Source organism: Nocardia abscessus (assembly GCF_015477775.1).
In the GTDB taxonomy this organism is placed as follows: domain Bacteria; phylum Actinomycetota; class Actinomycetes; order Mycobacteriales; family Mycobacteriaceae; genus Nocardia; species Nocardia abscessus_A.
Genome location: NZ_JADLQO010000012.1, coordinates 147,810 through 165,533, shown reverse-complemented (window position 1 = coordinate 165,533; position 17,724 = coordinate 147,810). Strand labels below are relative to the sequence as shown.

The window sequence follows — 17,724 nt, the reverse complement described above, 5'->3', positions numbered from 1 at the left end:
CGTCGGCCGACCGCACTGAAGACGCACGCCTGCACGGTGTCGACCACCGCGTGCTGTCGGCGTTGACGCGCCCGCGGTACCGGTCCGAACGGCGGCCCGCTAACGGGTGCCGTGCCCCTGACATGCCGTCAGTGCGGTGTTCTTGGTGGCGTTGAACCGGTCGATCACCGCGTTCAGGGTGTCGGTGTCGGCGCGGCGGTCCAGCGTGTCGGCCAACGCATTGGTGTCGTCGCGGTAGGCGCGCAACGGGTTCGCGATCGCGGACGGCACCTCTCTGGACACGTTCTGGTCGACCGAGCGCGCATTGTTGCGCAGCGTCGAGACAGCGGTGTCGGCTTTGCTGTTCGTGTCGGGATCGCCGCGGCCCTTTGTATTGCTGGCATCGATGTAGTCGTTGAATGCCCGCACCGAGCTGCCGTTCGCGGCGAGGAAGGCGTCGCACGCCGATCCGGTCGCGCGTTCCACGGCCGCGGTCCGCGACGACGAGGCGGCGGCCGAGGAGGAGGTGACCTCCGAGGCGTACGCGGCCAGGTCGGTCCGGTTGACCTCTGCCGTGCCGGAAACCTGCTGTGCGCAGGCGCCGATGATCAGCACGCCCGCGGTGGTGGCCGTCGCGGCGGCGAGCAAGCCGGCGCGTTCGAGTAGTCGCATGGTCGGTCCCTCACTCCCCTCGGAAGTCCGGCCGGGACAGATGAGCAGAGCCGGACATTCCGACCGTACGTCGTGCGGGCGAGCGACGCGCGCCCGCGCCGATATCGATGGTCAACCGATATCGGCGCGGGCGGCGGTTCAGCTCTGGCCGAGCATGGCCCGCATCTGCTCGATCTCCGCCTGCTGGGCGGCGATGATCGTGCCCGCGAGCGCCTTCGCGTCGGGGTTCTCGCCATCGGCCAGTTCTGTTTCGGCCATGGCGATCGCGCCCGCGTGGTGCTCGATCATCATGGTCAGCCACTGACGGTCGAAGTCCGGACCCGACGCCGCCTGCAGCGCCGCCATCTGCTCGGCGGACATCATGCCCGGCATTCCGTGGCCGCCGTGCCCGTCGCTCTGGGTGGGCGCCGGCTTGCCGAAGCTCTGCAACAGCGTGGTGATCTGCTGCATCTCCGGCGCCTGTGCCTGCTCGACCTCGGCGGCGAGCGCGCGCAGTTGCTGATTGTCGGTACGGGTGGGTACCAGCCGCGCCATTTCGACGGCCTGGGCGTGGTGCGGATACATCATCTGCAGGAACATCACGTCGGCGTCGTTGTGCTCGGCGCGCGCGGATGTCCCGGGGGCGGCCGAAGCGGTCGTCGAGGCGCCGTGCTCGGTGGTGTGCCCGGTGTCGGCGTCGCCGCATCCGGCGAGGCTCACCGCGGCGGCCGCGGCGAGCACGAGGGGCAGGCGGGTACGGGTGGAGAACATGGGTTGGCTCCTAGCGAGGTGCGAAGTCTGGGGACGGAGTGGACAACGCCGCGACCGTGGTTCGGACACACGGGGGCGGCGGACCTGTCAGATCCGCAGAATCGCCAGTTCAGCCCTGGTGAGCACGGTCCACGGCGGCGGTCGTTCCGGCCGCGGCCGCCAGTGCCGCGGTCGCGCGACACCGTGGCCGGGGCGGTCGACCGCCATGCGGTAGAGCAGCACCAACACGACCAGTGCGACGAGGGAGACCAGGATGAACACGCAGCCGTGCAGGGCGCTGCGCGCGCCGTCGCACCCGCCGCCCGCGCAGTGGGAGTCATCCGCGATGTGGGCCGCCGCGACCATCGAGCGTGCTGTTTCGGCCCAGGACGCGCGGCCGGTGATCGCCGCTGTGACCTGCGCGGCATAGGAATCGTCGGAAGCGACTATCGGCGCTTCACCTGCGCGCGAGGGCGCGCTGCTGTCGAGGGAAGTCGCCTTCCCTGGCTGAAGCCGGTCGTGGCCCATCGAAGCGCTGTCCGCGGGCGGCAGTACTGCGTCTCGGTGGTGCGGTCCGGTCTCGTCAGGGTCGGAGGCCGGTCGCGGAGGGGAGGCGGCCGGTGGTGCGCCAGGCCGTTCAGGGCCGCTGGATACTGCGTCGGAAGCGGGGACCGCGTGTGCACCGGTGACGTGGGCGTGGCCCCCGGACCCGAAGATCACCGAGTGCATGGCGACCACCCCGGCGAGCAGCGCCAGCACACCGAGCAGCCGGGCGAGCCCGGCGGCGCGGCGGATGCGGTGTTCGACCACGAGAGCCGAGTCTAGTCGCCGCCGGTCCGCCGCTGAAAATACCCCTTGGGTGTACCGGTATCTACGGGCTCGCGATGTCGATGACCAGCCTGGTCGGGTTGGACAGCGCGCTGACGGTGAAGGCGGGCCGGTCGGCCCGGAGGCCGATGAACGACTGGGTGGCTCCTTCGAACACCGTCGTCCGGTAGACGCCCGCGACGCCGGGGACCGCCGGGTCGACGGCGGGATCCGGGCCCGCGTACGGTGTCACGCCGCTGTCGAACGGGTAGGCCGAGCCGAGGATGCGCACTTCGAGGATCGACCGGCCCGCCACGGCCACGGGATTGCCGCTGCCGTCCTGCACGGCGGCGTCGGTGTAGCGGACGAGCCAGCCGGGCGTGCCGACCCCGCCGAGGTCGTAGACCACGCGATCGAAGCCGGGCTGCCGCCCGAGGCGAATGCCGGTCACCGTCAGCGCGGCGTCATCGGACGCCTTGCCCTGCTTCGGTGCGGTGTCCTGGGGTAGTGGAGCCTGCGCGACCGCGGCCGACGTGCCGGTGATGGAAGCGACCGGGAGACCCGGCGTGGACCGGTCGTCACCACAGCCCGCGAGCAGTGCCGTCGCGACCGCGACCGTGAGCACCATCCTGTTGCGCATGGCCCGATGCTACTCAGCGGAAGGCCTCGGATGGCGTAACCGGAGAGTGTTGCGGCTGATTCGCGCTCAGATGGCCGCATGCGCGGGCGAGTGTGGACTCAGCTGGTATGCGGGTGCGACCGGGCTAATTGCTAATCGATTGCCATTCCTGGTGTTCGGCGTGTAAGGGTCCTGGCGCCACGCGTGTACCGGTTGCCGTCGGCAGTTGACTTTCGCGGTGACGCCGAGTGGAGCGGATGTCCGCGGCGACGCAAGGTTTCGGTATCGAATTGCGGGGCAGTGATTTACGGATGTGCCAGGGTTGCTCGCGGGCGGCGGTCCGCGGTGATGATCTCCGGTTCGTCGGCGGCGCAGTGCGGCGGCCGAGCCGAGTTCGCTGGTCAGGCGACGGCGCAGTCGATCTCGCGGACGGTGCGCTCGGACGTCCGGAGTGTTCCGGCCGCACCGCACGCGTCGCGGTGATGTCTGCCCGCCGCACTCCCTCTACGACGAGCGCGGCCGGCGGTCGTATCGCACGATCCGGTGACGACGGGCATGCGGCGGCCACGCCCGCTGGCCGAAGTTGTTGCGAAACAGGTCTACCGCGAAACAGTCTGTCGGCGTGCGCTTCAGCGCGCACACCGGCTCGCCGCGCAGGTCGCGAGATCGATTGGGCGGGGTGGGCGCGACCACTGGGCAACGATCTAGCACACTTGAGGTGTGGGACATGTCGAGGACGTACTGAGCCGGCTGCGGCGGTATCCGGACGTGGAGGCACTGAACCTCTACGCCGTGGACGCCGCTGATCGGCTGATGCTCGACGTCGCGGCCGACGCCCTGGCGACCGTGGATAGCGGAAAGGTAGCCATTGTCGGCGACGCCTATGGTGCGCTGACTCTCGGCGCCATCGCGGGGCACGATCTGCGCGACGTCCGGGTGCATCAGGATCTGCTCACCGGCGAACTCGCGCTGGCCAACAACGCTCGCGTGGCCGGCCTGTCGGACCGCTACACCGCACACCCGCTCGGCGCAGGGTTGCTGCGTGATGCCCGAGTGGTGCTGCTTCGCCTGCCTCGGGTGCTGGCCGGGCTCGCCGAGGTCGCCGACGCCATAGCGCGCTACGCCGACCCGGCGGTCGAGGTGTTCGCCGGCGGGCGGGACAAGTATCTGACCAAGTCGATGAACGACGTTCTGGCCCAATCGTTCTCCGAGGTACGCGCCAGCCGCGGCAGGCAGAAGTCGCGGACCCTGCTGGTGGCCGGACCCAAACCGGTGGCGGGTCAGCCGTTCCCGGTTCGCGATCGGCTGGACGAACTGGGTCTCGAGGTGGTCGCGCACGGCGCGGCCTTCTCCGGGGCGCGTCTGGACATCGGCACCAGATTCCTGCTCGAGCATCTGAAGCTGATGAAACCGGACGCCCGCGACGCCATCGATCTCGGCTGCGGCACCGGCATCCTTGCCGTCGCGCTGGCCACCGCGCGGCCGGGCATCAAGGTGACCGCCACGGACCAATCCGCCGCCGCCGTGGCCTCGGCGCGGGCGACCGCCGAGGCGAACGGCGTCGCCGACCGCGTGTGCGCCGTGCGCGACGACGCGATGTCCTCCGCCGCGGACAACAGCGCGGATCTGGTGCTGTGCAATCCGCCGTTCCACGTCGGCGCGGCCGTGCACACCGGATCGGCGATCAAAATGTTCGCCGAGACCGGGCGGGTGCTGCGCCCCGGTGGGGAGCTGTGGACCGTGTACAACTCACATCTGAACTATCGGGCCGTGGTCGAACGGATGGTGGGCCGGACCGAGGTGGTCGGCCGCAACCGGAAATTCACTGTGACTCGTTCGGTGCGTGGTCTGCACGACCCACGGCAACGGTAGAGTCCGAATTGTCTGGTCTGTGGGACTCCTCCGGGGAACTCGCGACGGATGACAAACGTTGGACAGGGCAGTTGGATATCGAGTGGACCAACTCGATGATCAGCGGCAACGACTCCAGAAAGGGACGCCGTTCACATGCGTACCACGAGCAATCCGGTTTTCAGGAACCTGCCAAGGCAGGAGGGCGGTGGATACGCCAGCTTCGGTTCGGGCGTGACCTCCGCGGGACAGTTCGGCAACCAGTACGGTCAGCAGCCTCAGCAGTACGGTCAGTATCCGCAGCCGTACCAGCAGGCTCCCCCCGCCACGCGGGCGATGACCATCGATGACGTGGTGACCAAGACGGGCATCACCCTCGCCGTGCTCGCGCTGTCGGCGATCGTCTCCTACGGCCTCACCAACGCGAACACCTCGCTCGCCCCGCTGTTCGTGATCGTCGGCGGCCTGGTCGGCCTGGTGCTGGTGCTGATCGCGACCTTCGCGAACAAGATGGACAACCCGGTGCTGGTGCTGTCCTACGCCGTCGCCGAGGGCCTTTTCCTCGGTGCGCTGTCGTTCATGTTCACCAACATCGAATTCGGCGGCGTCGGCGGTAGCGCGCTGATCGGTCAGGCGGTGCTCGGCACGTTCGGTGTCTTCGCGGGCATGCTGGTGGTCTACAAGACCGGCGCCATCCGGGTGACGCCGCGATTCACCAGGATCATCGTCGGCGCCATGATCGGCATCCTGGTCCTCGCGCTGGGCAACCTGGTGGCGAGCTTCTTCATCGACGGCGGCCTCGGCCTGCGTGACGGCGGCCCGCTGGCGATCGTGTTCAGCCTGGTGATCATCGCCATCGCCGCGTTCAGCTTCCTGCTCGACTTCGATGCCGCGGATCAGCTGATCCGCGCGCAGGCCCCGGAGCGGGCGGCCTGGGGCGTCGCCCTCGGTCTCACCATCACCCTGGTCTGGCTGTACGTCGAGATCCTGCGGCTGCTGAGCTACTTCCAGAACGACTAGCGATCCGACGAAAGGGCGGTCGCCGGGAATCCCGGCGACCGCCCTTTTCGTATGGGTCAGCTCAGACGTTCGATGACCATCGCCATGCCCTGGCCGCCACCGACGCACATGGTCTCCAGACCGAACTGCTTGTCGTAGGTCTGGAGGTTGTTCAGCAGCGTGGTGGTGATCCGGGCGCCGGTCATACCGAACGGGTGGCCCAGCGCGATCGCACCGCCGGAGACGTTCAGCTTGTCCTCGTCGATCTTCAGCTCCCGCGCCGAGCCGAGCACCTGCACCGCGAACGCCTCGTTGATCTCCACCAGGTCGATGTCGTCGATGGTCTTGCCCGCCAGCGCCAGCGCGCGCTTACACGCCTCGATCGGGCCGAGGCCCATGATCTCCGGCGACAGGCCGGACACGCCGGTGGACACGATCCGCGCCAGCGGCGTCAGGCCCAGCTCCTTGGCCTTGGTGTCGCTCATGATCACCAGCGCCGCCGCGCCGTCGTTGAGCGGGCAGCAGTTGCCCGCGGTGACGGTGCCGTCCGGGCGGAACACCGGCTTCAGCGCGGAGACCGCCTCGTAGGTGACGCCGGCGCGCGGGCCGTCGTCCTTGCTGATCACGGTGCCGTCCGGCAGTGTCACCGGGGTGATCTCCCGCTCGAAGAAGCCGTTCTTGATGGCCTCCTCGGCGCGGTTCTGCGAGCGCACGCCCCAGCGGTCCTGGTCCTCGCGGGTGATGCCGGTGGAGGTCGCCACGTTCTCGGCGGTCTGTCCCATCGCGATGTAGACGTCGGGGATCAGGCTGTCCTCGCGCGGGTCGTGCCAGATGCCCGAGCCACCCTCCGCGGTCTTCGCGGTGCGCGCCTGCGCGTCGGCGAACAGCGGGTTCTGCGTGTTCGGCCAGCTGTCGGCGGATCCGTTCACATACCGCGACACGGTCTCGACACCGGCGGAGATGAACACATCGCCCTCGCCCGCCTTGATCGCGTGGAAGGCCATCCGGGTGGTCTGCAACGACGAAGCGCAGTAGCGGTGCACGGTGGTGCCGGGCACGAAGTCGTAGCCGAGCTGCACGGCGACGACGCGGGCGATGTTGAAGCCCTGCTCGCCTCCGGGCGAACCGCAGCCCAGGATCAGGTCGTCGATCTGGGTCGGGTCCAGGGCAGGCACCTTGTCGAGCGCTGCCCGCACAATCTGCGTGGTCAGATCGTCGGGCCGCAGGTCGACCAGCGAACCCTTGCGGGCCCGGCCGATCGGGGAGCGCGCGGTCGAAACGATGACGGCCTCAGGCATGAGGACTCCTTGGGTCGGACGGTTCTGACGAACCCTTCGTTCGGTTACTCACGGGTTCGTACCGAATCTACGTCCCGCCGTGGAGTACCGGAAGCGGGCATCCCGCCCAGCGCGCCGAGCAGTACCGGCAGCAATTGCGCAGCGGCCAGCTCGTAGCCCGCCGCCGAAGGATGGAAGCCGTCGGCCGCGAAGAGGAGTTCGGGTGCGGCGCGGAACTCGGGGGCGAGCAGATAGCCCATCCGCACCGGATGCCCGCCCGCGACCGTCGTCGCCACGTGCTGAGCCCTGGCCAGCCGCAAACTCCAGTTGTGCACCACGGTGCGCAGCGGCTGCGGGATGGCCGTGACGGTGCCGAGATTGGGGCAGGTGCCGACCACCACCACCGCGTCGGCGCGGCGCAACCGGGCGACCGCCGCGGCGAGCCGGTGCGCGGAGGCCCGGATCGAATGCTTCTTGGTGACGTCGTTGGCGCCGACGAGGATGACCGCGGCGTCCGGCGGCGGACCCGCGACGAACATCGCGTCCACCTGACCGGCCAAGCCCTTGGACGTGGCGCCGGAGATCGCTTTGGTGCTCAACCGGATCCGCAGGCCGGTCGCGTCGGCGAGGCCGCGGGCCAGGCGGACGCCCGGCACCTCGTCGGCCACCAGGCAGCCGAGGCCCGCCGCGGTGGAGTCGCCGAAGATCATCAGGTGCAGGTCGGCGTGCTTTCCGGTGCGCCACGGCTCGGGCTCGGCGCAGCCCGCTGTGTAGATGCCGTCCGCTTCCGGCGGCTTCGAGGTGTCCCGTCCGATCGCGCCTCGGGCGACGCCCGCCTGAGCCATGAGCAGGCGATAGGTCGCCCACCATGCGGTGCCCGCGCCGGAACCGGCCAGCACGGCCGCGGCGCCGGTCACCGCCGCGGTACGCCAGCGAAACTGAGGTGCGCTCACGGCAGGAATTTTACGAAATCCGGCCCAGACGACCAGTGGCCGACCGTGTCACCCAGCGCCGGTGACCGCTCGGGCGCGGTCGCCCGGATCTGCCGCCGTCAGGCCGGGACCAGGAACGCGCCGCGGGCGGGGACGCTCGCGGCGTCGGTGGAGATGGTGACCTCCACCAGGCCCGGTCCGGTGTCCTGGAACAGCGCGTACTGGATGCTGCCGTAGATGCCGGTGACCACCGTGTTGTCGTAGCTGCCCGTGGCGCCGGTGGTGACATTGCGCCACGCCACCGTGGTGCGCACCTCGCACAGCGGCGCCAGAGGATAGATACCGGGCCCGATGCCGCTCACAGGTAACGCACGGACATTGAGAATGGCGCGACCGGGCCACTCCGGACTGGTGTCGGCCCAGGTACGGATGCTGGTCCAGCACAGACCACCGCGCGCCAGCGTGGGCACCTGCGGGAACTCGACAGTCGCCGCTTCGGCTTGCGCACCGGATCCGATCACTAGAGCCATCGCCGATCCGGCCAGAAGCATTGCGGCGCGGGCGATGTTCGGCTGCCTCATGGCAGCGATCCTAAGGGGACGCGCCCCGGTTCGCCGGTAGTCCGGGCCCGCTGCGTGCGGCGTGCGCGAACTCACAGTTAGTGCGTCTGCAACGATGGGGTCCATGCGCATCGCGGATCATGTCGTGGATCTCATCGGCAACACGCCGCTGGTCCGGTTGAACTCGGTCGTGGGACCGAACGCGGGGCTGGTCGCGGCCAAGATCGAATACCTCAACCCCGGCGGCAGCTCGAAGGACCGGATCGCGGTGAAGATGATCGACGCCGCCGAGCAGTCCGGCAAGCTGCGGCCCGGCGGCACCATCGTCGAGCCCACCTCCGGCAACACCGGCGTCGGCCTCGCCCTGGTCGCCCAGCAGCGCGGCTACAACTGCGTGTTCGTCTGCCCCGACAAGGTCAGCGAGGACAAGCGCAACGTGCTGCGCGCTTACGGCGCCGAGGTCGTGGTCTGCCCGACCGCTGTGCCGCCGGACCACCCGGACAGTTACTACAGCGTCTCCGACCGACTGGTCCGCGAGATCGACGGCGCATGGAAGCCCGACCAGTACTCCAACCCCGGCGGCCCCGACAGCCACTACGAGACCACCGGCCCGGAGATCTGGCGCGACACCGACGGCAAGGTCACCCACTTCGTGGCGGGCGTCGGCACCGGCGGCACCATCACCGGCACCGGCCGCTACCTCAAGGAGGTCTCCGGCGGGAAGGTCCAGATCATCGGCGCCGACCCGGAGGGCTCGGTGTACTCCGGCGGTACCGGGCGGCCGTATCTGGTCGAGGGTGTCGGCGAGGACTTCTGGCCGTCGGCCTACGACCCCGCCGTGCCGGACGAGATCATCGCGGTCTCCGACGCGGATTCCTTCGACATGACCCGCAGGCTGGCCCGCGAGGAGGGCCTGCTGGTCGGCGGTTCCTGCGGCATGGCGGTCGTCGCGGCCGTCGAGGTGGCGCGGCGCGACCCGGACGCGGTGGTCGTGGTGCTGCTGCCCGACGGTGGCCGCGGTTACCTGTCGAAGATCTTCAACGACGAGTGGATGAGCTCCTACGGGTTCCTGCGCGAGCGGCTGGACGGCACAGCCGAGCCGCTCGTGGGTGACGTGCTGCGCGGCAAGTCCGGCGAGCTGCCCGACCTGGTGCACACCCACCCGTCCGAAACGCTGCGCGACGCGATCGAGATCCTGCGCGAGTACGGCGTGTCCCAGATGCCCGTGGTCGGCGCCGAGCCGCCGGTCATGGCGGGCGAGGTCGCCGGCAGCGTCTCAGAACGCGATCTGCTGTCGGCCGTATTCGAGGGCCGCGCCCACCTGACCGATTCGGTGGCCCAGCACATGAGCCCCTCGTTCCCGCTGATCGGCTCGGGTGAGCCCATCTCCGCCGCGACCAAGGCGCTCTCGGACACCGACGCGCTCATGGTCGTGGAGGACGGCAAACCGGTCGGCGTGATCACCCGCCACGACCTGCTCGGCTTCCTCAGCACGGGCAGCCTCGGCAAGTAGGCGAGGCCGCGCGCTAGGCCGGTCTCCTGCCGCGCACCGTTTCCCGTACGCCGCCGGTGATCAGGTCGGTCCATTCGTCGGCCAGCAGGGCCAGCCGGTACCAGGCGGCGTGCACCCGGGCGTCGGACACCTTCTCGGCGGTGTGCAGCAGGTGGCTGGCGTGGACGTGGGCGGCGGCCATGCGGTCGACCGTGGCGCCGAGGGATTCGGCGCGCACGCGGTCGGCCGAACGCTTGCGCGGCAGTCGGTCCACCACCCACGCGTCGATGGTCGCCACCAGTTCGGCTCGGCGGCAATCTATTCCGGCGGCGGCCAGCGGATCGCTGTGGCGCTGCCGATGCAGCGCGGCCAGTGTCCCGGCCCAGGCGACCAGCGGGTGGTCTTCGCCCGAATCGCTCGGGTGACCGCCGAAGGCGGCGACCAGTTCGCGCTGGTCCGGCAGCGTGCGGGTGACGCCGTGCGAGCGCCGCGGCAGGTGGTCACGCACGAACATGGCCGGCTCCCAGTGCATTCGGAACCGAGCGGAGTGCGCTGCGGTCGATCGAGAACGTGTGCATCGTGCACCTCCAATGCGATGGTGGTGGAGGCATCGCCCCAATGCCCGTGTCCTCCTATATCATCCGCGCTCGCGCTGGCCTGAGGGTGACGCTCACATGGCACCTGAATGACAAGAGGTAACAATCCTCTACCGCTTCCCTCTCCGATTCTGTGAGGTCTTCCGCGCCGCCCTCCGATACATCCTCGCTCGGTGTGCGCGGTGCGAGAACCTCGTTCGAGGCGTGCGGTCGGTCAGCCGGGCAGGAGCTGATGGGACATGGCGAAGACGGCGGCGCCCGCGCGGGTGCGCTGGCCGGTCTTGCCGCGGAGTTCGGTGAGGTGGTGGGTGACGGTGCGTTCGGGAAGAAGCAGTTCGGCGGCGATCTCGCGGCCGCTGCGGCCACGGGCGGTCAGGCGGAGGACGTCGACCTCGGTGTCGGAGAGGCCGTGGGCGGCGTGGTCGGCGCGGTCCGCGGCGGCCGCGATCACGGCGGCGCACGCGTCGCCGTCGAGCCGGCCCGCGGTGACCTCGGCGCCCAGGTGAGCCGCGGCTTCGGCGGCCCGGGCCGCGGGACGATAGGGCCGCGCCTCGGTGCAGGCCGCGAAGACATCCGCGGCCGCGAGTAGTCGGGAGCCGGGCGAAGTATCCGGCTTGCCCCTGGGATAGCCGCTGCCGTCGAGCCGCTCGTGATGACCTGCCGCGAGCGCGGCCAGGTCAGCCAGCCCGGGGCAGCGGCGCAGGATGCGCTCGGTCCAATAGCTGTGCAGCCGAACGCGTTTCCAGTCCGCGCGGCCGAGCGGGCCGCGGCGGTCCCAGACCGCGCTGGACACCGCGGCCCGGCCGAGGTCGTGCAGCAGGGCGGCGGCGCGCAGCGCCGCCCGCTCGTCGGCGGGCACACCCATCCGGGTGGCCGCTGCCGCGGCGAGTCCGGCGACGTGCGCCGAATGTCCCAGCAGGTAGCGGCCTTTCAAGTCGACGATCATGGCCAGCGCCAGGCTGGGCCGGTCGCGTTCCTCGGCCGGAAGCGAACTCGGCACACCCGGTTCCGCGGCCAGGACGGCGGCGAGCAGGTCGGGTACGTCGAGCGTCTCCCGGATGACCGCGGCGTCGCAGACGGCGACCAGGTCGGGATCGAGGTGCCCGCCTGCCCGTCGCCGCAGCTCGGCGAGGACGATGTCCAGCCGCCGCGCGATAGTGCCCAAGGCGGCGCGGGGCCGGTCCGGTTCGGTTGCCGGGTGCCCGATGCCACCGGGCGAGGTGTCGCCGTGCCCGGTCGCGGGTTCCTCGCCGACGGCATCCAGCGCGAGCACCGCTTGCTCGGCCACGTGCAGAATTCGGCCGGGAAGCGAAATGGCCTCCCCGCGCAGCTGTTCGGGCACACCGAGTCCGTCCCAGCGTTCCTCCACCTCGGTCATGGCGCGAACGGCGGCGTCCGGCAGACCCAGTCGCGACCCGAACGTCCGGACGATCTCGCACGACGAGCGCAGAGACTGCTGCGGCGCTCCGGCCGGCATCTGCGCGACGAACCGGTTGCGCAGCGCCGATTGGGCCGCGGGCGACCAACTCCCGAACCGGCGCAGCTGTTCGGTGAAGACGCCGGGATCGCCCGGATCGAGCACGTGGCACGCACGCTGGAAGGCGATGTCGTCGGCGTAGGACTCCGCGTTCTCCGAGGCTCGGCCGGTGCACCCGACCGCGCCGAGTAGGGCGGCGAGGAAGACCGCGCGGCGCTCGGCGTCCGGCAGTCCGATCCGTTCGGCGAGGCCGGTGGCGAGCAGGCAGGTGGCCAGCCCCTTCTCGAACGGCATTCCGGTGGCGAGATCGGTGGTGAGCGACAGCGCCGCGAGCACCTCGGTGGCGCGGATCGACGACATGCACCGACAGTAGTGTCCGCGCCCGGGTCGCGCAGGCCCAATTCGCTTCTCGTGGACCGTAATCCGCGTCCGGTGCCGCATGCGGGGAATTAGCCCGCGCGTGACCGCCCCGGGGCTCGCTTCCGGCCTCCGGCAAGGTGAATTCGGAGTCACCGGAGTTCGAAATAAATATGGCAATTTGTTCGCGAATGCGGACTTCGAGGCAAGTCTTGGAGGTATAACCGGGCGGGACGCAATCGTGGCAAACACTCATATCGCCGACAGTCAGCGAAGGGAAGGTAATGCGCACCTCCGGTTGGGCCATCGATTACCAGCAGGGGTTGACCGACGCGTGGAGTTCCGTGGCGACGCTCGTGCCCGAATTCGCCGGGTTCCTGGTCGTCCTGTTCATCGGCTGGCTGGTCGCGAAAGCGACGGCCGCGATCGTCGGCAAGGTGCTGCGGCGGATCGGCTTCGACCGTCTCGCCGAGCGCGGCGGTATCGGGCAGGTGCTCTCGCGCAGCCGGTACGACGCCGGTGAGGTCCTGGCGAAGCTGGCGTACTACGCCATCCTGTTGATCGCGCTGCAACTCGGCTTCGGGGTGTTCGGCCCGAACCCGGTGAGCGAAACGATCACCGGCGTGATCGCCTGGCTGCCCAAGGCGGGCGTCGCGATCGTCGTCCTGGTGGTCGCGGGCGCGGTCGCCCACGCGGTGCGCGACATGGTGGGCAGCCTGCTCGGCGGGCTGTCCTACGGCGCGATGGTCGGCCGGATCGCGGCGGTGTTCGTCTGGGGTGTCGGCGTCGTCGCGGCGCTCGACCAGGTCGGCGTGGCCACCTCGGTGACGCTGCCGATCCTGGTCACGGTGCTCGCCACCATCGGCGGCATCCTGGTGGTCGGCGTCGGCGGCGGCATGATCCGCCCGATGCAGCAGCGCTGGGAGAACTGGCTCAGTGGTCTGGAGGAGCAGATGCCCGCGGTCCGTGAACACGCCGCGGCCTACCGGTACGGCGGCGCGGATGCCGCTCGAGAGCAACTGTGGATGGATCAGCAGGCGGCACGGGGGCAGCAGTGGGAAGACCGGCCCGGCCCGGACGAGGACTGGCTGTGGGACCGGCCGGTCGGCCGTGACGACAGAGGGCCGTGGCACAGCGGCCCGGCGCAGCACTGGGAACAGCACGGCGCGCGGCCCCGGGGGCGGCACCGGGGGGACAGCGCGAAGTCGGTCTACCCACAGTCGGGGGAGTTCTCGGACTACCTCGACGAGGACGATTTCCGCTAGCGAATCGTTTGGAGGCACACCCCGGTGCGATGTGCCTGAACATGGCAATTGTCCAGTTTTCTCGGATCAGCGATTTCTATCCGCCACGGTCCGTTACGCAATCGGACTCCAGAAATTACGAAGACGGAAAGCGTTTTCAGCGGAAGGCATTCGCATCCGTCAAGGCCCGGCCGAGCACCAGCTGGTGCACCTCGGCGGTGCCTTCGTAGGTGAGCACCGACTCCAAATTGTTCGCGTGGCGAAGCACGGGGTAGTCGAGCGTGATGCCGTTGGCCCCGAGGATGGTGCGGCACTCGCGGGCGATCGCGATGGCCTCGCGCGTGCTGTTCAGCTTGCCCGCGCTCACCTGTTCGGGCGTGACCGCGCCGCGGTCCTTGAGCCGCGCGATGTGCAGCGCGAGCAGTTGGCCTTTGCCGAACTCCAGCGCCATGTCGGCGAGTTTGGCCTGGGTGAGCTGGTAGGCGGCGAGCGGCTTGTCGAACACCTCGCGGGTCCTCGCGTACTCGATGGTGGACGCCAGACATTCGCGCGCCGCGCCCAGCGCGCCGAAGACGATGCCGAACCGCGCCTCGCCCAGGCAGGCCAGCGGCGAGGCCAGTCCGCGCGACCCGGGCAGCACCGCGTCGGCGGGCAGGCGCACGTCGTCGAAGTCCAGCTCCGCGGTGACCGACGCGCGCAGCGACAGTTTGCGGTGCATCTCCCGCGCGGTGAACCCTGGCGTGCCCGCGGGTACCAGGAACCCGCGGATCACCTGCTTGCCCGCGTCCTCGGTCTGCGCCCAGACCACCGCGACGTCGCTCACCGACCCGTTGGTGATCCACATCTTCGAGCCGTTCAGCACCCAGTCGGCGCCGTCGCGCTCGGCCCGGGTGCGCATGCCGCCCGGGTTCGAACCGAAGTCGGGTTCGGTCAGCCCGAAGCAGCCGAGCGCGCGGCCGGCGGCCAGCTCGGGCAACCACTGCTGCTTCTGTTCCTCCGAGCCGAATTTGTGAATCGCCGTCATCGCCAGCGAGCCTTGGACCGAGACCATGCTGCGGACGCCGGAGTCGACCGCCTCCAGCTCCTGGCAGGCCAGGCCGTAGGTGGTCGCCGACATGCCCGCGCAGCCGTAACCCTCCAGATGCATGCCGAGCAGGCCGAGCTCGCCCAGTTCCGGGGCGAGCTCGCGGGCCGGGAAGGTACCCGCCTCGAACCACTCCGCGATGTGCGGACGCAGCCGCTTGGCCGCGAAGGCCGCGACGGTGTCCCGGATCTCGCGCTCGTCCTCGGACAGCAGCGCATCGGTGGCGAACAGTTCTTCCACGGTGACCATGGACTCAGCGTAAACGGGGACGAATGCGAGGAGACCGAGCTCACGTCGGCGGCCTCGGACGCAAGATTTCCGGCACAGACGTGATGCGCACGTAAATTCGATCACGTCGGAGGGCGGAAGGGCGCCGTGCCGACGCAGTTGCGGAGGTTTGCCCGATTTGCCCGCGCACCCGGTCGCGATATGCAAGACCGGGAAGTTGCCCGGGCATCGCCCCGATTAGGCTGGCCCTCATGAGCGAGCTGGGATTCTCCACACGGGCCGTGCACGCCGGGTATGAACCCGATCCGCAGACCGGCGCGGTGAATGTGCCCATCTACGCGAGTTCGACGTTCGCCCAGGACGGCGTGGGCGGGTTGCGCGGCGGTTTCGAATACGCCCGCACCGGCAATCCGACGCGATCCGTGCTGGAGGCGAACCTCGCCGCGCTGGAATCGGGCCGCTACGGCCGGGCGTTCGCGTCCGGCATGGCCGCGACCGACTGTGCGCTGCGCGCCACGCTGCGTCCGGGTGATCACATCGTGATCCCCGACGACGCCTACGGCGGCACCTTCCGGCTGATCGACAAGGTCTTCAGCCAGTGGGGCATCGAGCATTCCCCCGCGCACGTGTTCAACGTGGACGAGATGCGCGCCGCGATCCGGCCGAACACCAAGCTGGTGTGGATCGAGACCCCGACCAACCCGCTGCTGAGCATCGGAGACATCCCGGCGCTGGCCGACGTCGCGCACGCCGCGGGCGCGAAATTGGTGGTGGACAACACCTTCGCGACCCCCTATCTGCAGCAGCCCCTGCTGCTGGGCGCCGACATCGTGGTGCACTCCACCACCAAGTACCTGGGCGGGCACTCCGACGTCATCGGCGGCGCGCTGATCACCGACGATCCGGAACTCGACGCGGCGTTCGCGTTCCTGCAGAACGGAGCGGGCGCGGTGCCCGGCCCGTTCGACGCCTTCCTCACGCTGCGCGGCATCAAGACCCTCGCGCTGCGGATGGAACGGCATTGCGACAACGCCGAAACCCTGGCCGAGTTCCTGTCCGGGCACCCGGCGATCTCGCAGGTGATCTACCCCGGCCTGCCGGAGCACCCGGGCCATGCCGTCGCGGGCAAGCAGATGCGGCGGTTCGGCGGGATGATCTCGGTGCGTCTGCACGGCGACGTCGAGGCGGCGCGCAAGTTCTGCTCGCGCACCGAAGTGTTCACCCTCGCCGAGTCCCTGGGTGGCATCGAATCGTTGATCGAGCATCCGGCCGCGATGACGCACGCCTCCACGGAGGGTTCCGAGCTGGAGGTGCCCGCGGATCTGGTGCGGCTCTCGGTCGGAATCGAGGATGTCAGCGACCTGCTTGCGGACATCGAACAGGCATTGAGCTAGGTTCACGGACATGAGGAAGCGGCCGCACCCGATGATCGGGCGCGGCCGCTCGTGTCCGCGGGGGTGTCGGCCGGGCGCGAGGCCACGGCCGAGTGCATCAGCTGTGGTAGGGCTCGGCGCTGAGCAGGGTGACCTTCATCGTGTTGCCGTTGGGCAGCGTGTACTCCCTGGTCTCGCCCACCTTGGCGTCGATGAGCGCGCCACCGAGCGGGGAGTTCGGCGAGTAGGTCTCCAGCTTGGAATCGTTGAGGCCCTCCTCGCGCGTGGCGATCAGGAAGGTCTCGGTGTCCGTCTCGTCGCCGTCGTAGTAGACCTTGACGACCGACCCGGGAAGCGCGACGCCGGATTTGGTGGGGGCGACCCCGACCTTGGCGTTGTTCAGCAGCTCTTGCAGCTGGCGAATGCGCGCCTCCTGCTGACCCTGCTCCTCGCGCGCGGCGTGGTATCCGCCGTTCTCCTTGAGGTCGCCCTCTTCCCGGCGTTCGTTGATCTCGGCGGCGATGACCGGACGGTTGGCGATGAGCGCGTCGAGTTCGCTCTTGAGCCTGTCGTGCGACTCCGGGGTCAGCCAGGTCACTTGCGTCTCAGTCATCTCGATCACTCCCTAGTAGTTGTTCCCGGCGGGCCGGGATTCCCTGAGCACCGGCGTGTACCCACCCGGAAGCGGGCACGCACCAGTCGACGGCTAGAGCGATCCTGGGAAGTTCAACGAACCCCGACAGGCCCTTGGTCGCGGGCATGCTCGCAAGCCCGAACCGTCAGCGCTGGCCGCCAATGCAGCAAACACGGCTCCGAGCCCCGGAACCGTGTATCACGCCATTTTAGCATGATTCACAAATGTGCAGGTCGGAGTTGATTTCGTGGGCAGGTCGCCGGTGGATGCGCGGAAATCAGCCAGCTCGTAGATAGCTGGGTACCTGATCGCTGCACGCGTAAACACTGCCCGAGGCGGGCCGTGCGGACGAGCGCACGACGGTGCTCAGTTCCACCGTCCCGCTGCGCGACGGTTCGACCAGCACCTCGCGGCGGCCGAGTTCGGAGCCGTCGCGCGCCATGGCGCGGACGAAACACACCACCGGCCGCTCCGGGTCGGCCCTGGTGACCTTGAGCCGGATGGTCATCGTCGAGTCGTCGACGACGACGTACCCGAGCTGCTCGGCCTCGATGTCGTCCGGCCCGTACTTCTGGTATCCGAGATAGGCGACGCCGAGCCCGGCGAGCACCACGACCACGCCGAGCGCGGGCGCGACCCATCGGCGCCGCTTGCGGGGCCGGGTGCCGTAGCGGTCGGCAGGCGGGCCGCCCGGCGACGCCGCCCTGGCCTCGGCGTCACCGCCGGCTTCCGGCGCGGGCTGGCTCATGCTGGTCGCTCCCGGGGGGTACGTCGGAACAAATGTGGGTCGAATGGAACTATAGGTAACGAAGCC

Annotated in this window: 17 protein-coding genes; 5 read left to right on the top strand and 12 right to left on the bottom strand. The window is 69.5% G+C overall.

Features of this window, described 5'->3' with window-relative positions; translation table 11 throughout:
• Positions 1-99: 99 nt before the first annotated feature.
• From IU450_RS27190 to IU450_RS27175, 4 genes are all read right to left on the bottom strand, one after another.
• Entirely contained in the window at positions 100-651 is a 552-nt protein-coding gene (locus IU450_RS27190; protein ID WP_195152580.1) for a hypothetical protein, read from the bottom strand.
• Between the two features lie 138 nt (positions 652-789).
• Positions 790-1,401: a DUF305 domain-containing protein gene (locus tag IU450_RS27185; RefSeq protein WP_195152579.1), complete on the bottom strand. Its 612-nt coding sequence runs from the start codon at positions 1,399-1,401 to the stop codon at positions 790-792.
• Between the two features lie 87 nt (positions 1,402-1,488).
• Complete coding sequence (locus IU450_RS27180; protein WP_195152578.1) at positions 1,489-2,190, bottom strand: hypothetical protein; 702 nt, start codon at positions 2,188-2,190, stop codon at positions 1,489-1,491.
• A 61-nt stretch (positions 2,191-2,251) separates the two neighbouring features.
• Positions 2,252-2,827 (bottom strand): hypothetical protein, encoded by a 576-nt coding sequence (locus tag IU450_RS27175; protein ID WP_195152577.1) that lies wholly within the window; start codon positions 2,825-2,827, stop codon positions 2,252-2,254.
• Between the two features lie 699 nt (positions 2,828-3,526).
• On the opposite strand from IU450_RS27175, the gene IU450_RS27170 reads away from it, so the two are divergent.
• Complete coding sequence (locus tag IU450_RS27170) at positions 3,527-4,678, top strand: class I SAM-dependent methyltransferase (RefSeq protein ID WP_195152576.1); 1,152 nt, start codon at positions 3,527-3,529, stop codon at positions 4,676-4,678.
• A gap of 135 nt (positions 4,679-4,813) precedes the next feature.
• Entirely contained in the window at positions 4,814-5,677 is an 864-nt protein-coding gene (locus tag IU450_RS27165; protein ID WP_195152575.1) for a Bax inhibitor-1/YccA family membrane protein, read from the top strand.
• A gap of 56 nt (positions 5,678-5,733) precedes the next feature.
• Here the strand turns inward: IU450_RS27165 and IU450_RS27160 are convergent, their stop codons facing one another.
• The 3 genes from IU450_RS27160 to IU450_RS27150 form a co-directional block, all read right to left on the bottom strand.
• A complete protein-coding gene (locus IU450_RS27160; RefSeq protein WP_195152574.1) occupies positions 5,734-6,954 on the bottom strand; it encodes an acetyl-CoA C-acetyltransferase in 1,221 nt (406 codons plus the stop codon).
• 44 nt (positions 6,955-6,998) lie between these two features.
• Positions 6,999-7,886, bottom strand: a complete 888-nt coding sequence (locus tag IU450_RS27155; protein ID WP_195152573.1) for an SGNH/GDSL hydrolase family protein — start codon at positions 7,884-7,886, stop codon at positions 6,999-7,001.
• A 98-nt stretch (positions 7,887-7,984) separates the two neighbouring features.
• Positions 7,985-8,446: a hypothetical protein gene (locus tag IU450_RS27150; RefSeq protein WP_195152572.1), complete on the bottom strand. Its 462-nt coding sequence runs from the start codon at positions 8,444-8,446 to the stop codon at positions 7,985-7,987.
• A 103-nt stretch (positions 8,447-8,549) separates the two neighbouring features.
• On the opposite strand from IU450_RS27150, the gene IU450_RS27145 reads away from it, so the two are divergent.
• Entirely contained in the window at positions 8,550-9,938 is a 1,389-nt protein-coding gene (locus IU450_RS27145; RefSeq protein ID WP_043697701.1) for a cystathionine beta-synthase, read from the top strand.
• A 13-nt stretch (positions 9,939-9,951) separates the two neighbouring features.
• Here the strand turns inward: IU450_RS27145 and IU450_RS27140 are convergent, their stop codons facing one another.
• Together IU450_RS27140 and IU450_RS27135 are read right to left on the bottom strand one after the other, a co-directional pair.
• Positions 9,952-10,431, bottom strand: a complete 480-nt coding sequence (locus IU450_RS27140) for a DUF4254 domain-containing protein (protein ID WP_195152571.1) — start codon at positions 10,429-10,431, stop codon at positions 9,952-9,954.
• Between the two features lie 296 nt (positions 10,432-10,727).
• On the bottom strand, positions 10,728-12,350 hold the full coding sequence (locus IU450_RS27135) for an HD domain-containing phosphohydrolase (RefSeq protein WP_195152570.1): 1,623 nt from the start codon (positions 12,348-12,350) through the stop codon (positions 10,728-10,730).
• 281 nt (positions 12,351-12,631) lie between these two features.
• Between IU450_RS27135 and IU450_RS27130 the strand changes: the two genes are divergently transcribed.
• Positions 12,632-13,612 (top strand): mechanosensitive ion channel family protein, encoded by a 981-nt coding sequence (locus IU450_RS27130; RefSeq protein WP_195152569.1) that lies wholly within the window; start codon positions 12,632-12,634, stop codon positions 13,610-13,612.
• Positions 13,613-13,748: 136 nt separating this feature from the next.
• Here IU450_RS27130 and IU450_RS27125 read toward each other — a convergent pair whose 3' ends face one another.
• Positions 13,749-14,924 (bottom strand): acyl-CoA dehydrogenase family protein, encoded by a 1,176-nt coding sequence (locus IU450_RS27125; RefSeq protein ID WP_195152568.1) that lies wholly within the window; start codon positions 14,922-14,924, stop codon positions 13,749-13,751.
• Between the two features lie 230 nt (positions 14,925-15,154).
• On the opposite strand from IU450_RS27125, the gene IU450_RS27120 reads away from it, so the two are divergent.
• The gene (locus IU450_RS27120; protein WP_195152567.1) at positions 15,155-16,297 is read left to right on the top strand and encodes a cystathionine gamma-synthase; all 1,143 of its coding nucleotides are present in this window, start codon (positions 15,155-15,157) and stop codon (positions 16,295-16,297) included.
• 97 nt (positions 16,298-16,394) lie between these two features.
• Here IU450_RS27120 and greA read toward each other — a convergent pair whose 3' ends face one another.
• Positions 16,395-16,889, bottom strand: coding sequence for a transcription elongation factor GreA (gene greA / locus IU450_RS27115; RefSeq protein WP_043697694.1), 495 nt, complete (start codon positions 16,887-16,889; stop codon positions 16,395-16,397).
• Positions 16,890-17,187: 298 nt separating this feature from the next.
• Positions 17,188-17,658 (bottom strand): DUF4307 domain-containing protein, encoded by a 471-nt coding sequence (locus IU450_RS27110; protein ID WP_195152566.1) that lies wholly within the window; start codon positions 17,656-17,658, stop codon positions 17,188-17,190.
• Between the last annotated feature and the right edge of the window lie 66 nt (positions 17,659-17,724).

Excerpts from the sequence above, each read along its gene's own strand:
- IU450_RS27140 (WP_195152571.1), bottom strand. The coding sequence starts at position 10,431 with ATGTTCGTGCGTGACCACCTGCCGCGGCGCTCGCACGGCGTCACCCGC.
- IU450_RS27185 (WP_195152579.1), bottom strand. The coding sequence starts at position 1,401 with ATGTTCTCCACCCGTACCCGCCTGCCCCTCGTGCTCGCCGCGGCCGCC.
- IU450_RS27190 (WP_195152580.1), bottom strand. The coding sequence starts at position 651 with ATGCGACTACTCGAACGCGCCGGCTTGCTCGCCGCCGCGACGGCCACC.
- IU450_RS27145 (WP_043697701.1), top strand. The coding sequence starts at position 8,550 with ATGCGCATCGCGGATCATGTCGTGGATCTCATCGGCAACACGCCGCTG.
- IU450_RS27175 (WP_195152577.1), bottom strand. The coding sequence starts at position 2,827 with ATGCGCAACAGGATGGTGCTCACGGTCGCGGTCGCGACGGCACTGCTC.
- IU450_RS27120 (WP_195152567.1), top strand. The coding sequence starts at position 15,155 with ATGAGCGAGCTGGGATTCTCCACACGGGCCGTGCACGCCGGGTATGAA.
- IU450_RS27150 (WP_195152572.1), bottom strand. The coding sequence starts at position 8,446 with ATGAGGCAGCCGAACATCGCCCGCGCCGCAATGCTTCTGGCCGGATCG.
- greA (WP_043697694.1), bottom strand. The coding sequence starts at position 16,889 with ATGACTGAGACGCAAGTGACCTGGCTGACCCCGGAGTCGCACGACAGG.
- IU450_RS27130 (WP_195152569.1), top strand. The coding sequence starts at position 12,632 with ATGCGCACCTCCGGTTGGGCCATCGATTACCAGCAGGGGTTGACCGAC.
- IU450_RS27135 (WP_195152570.1), bottom strand. The coding sequence starts at position 12,350 with ATGTCGTCGATCCGCGCCACCGAGGTGCTCGCGGCGCTGTCGCTCACC.
- IU450_RS27125 (WP_195152568.1), bottom strand. The coding sequence starts at position 14,924 with ATGGTCACCGTGGAAGAACTGTTCGCCACCGATGCGCTGCTGTCCGAG.
- IU450_RS27165 (WP_195152575.1), top strand. The coding sequence starts at position 4,814 with ATGCGTACCACGAGCAATCCGGTTTTCAGGAACCTGCCAAGGCAGGAG.
- IU450_RS27110 (WP_195152566.1), bottom strand. The coding sequence starts at position 17,658 with ATGAGCCAGCCCGCGCCGGAAGCCGGCGGTGACGCCGAGGCCAGGGCG.
- IU450_RS27160 (WP_195152574.1), bottom strand. The coding sequence starts at position 6,954 with ATGCCTGAGGCCGTCATCGTTTCGACCGCGCGCTCCCCGATCGGCCGG.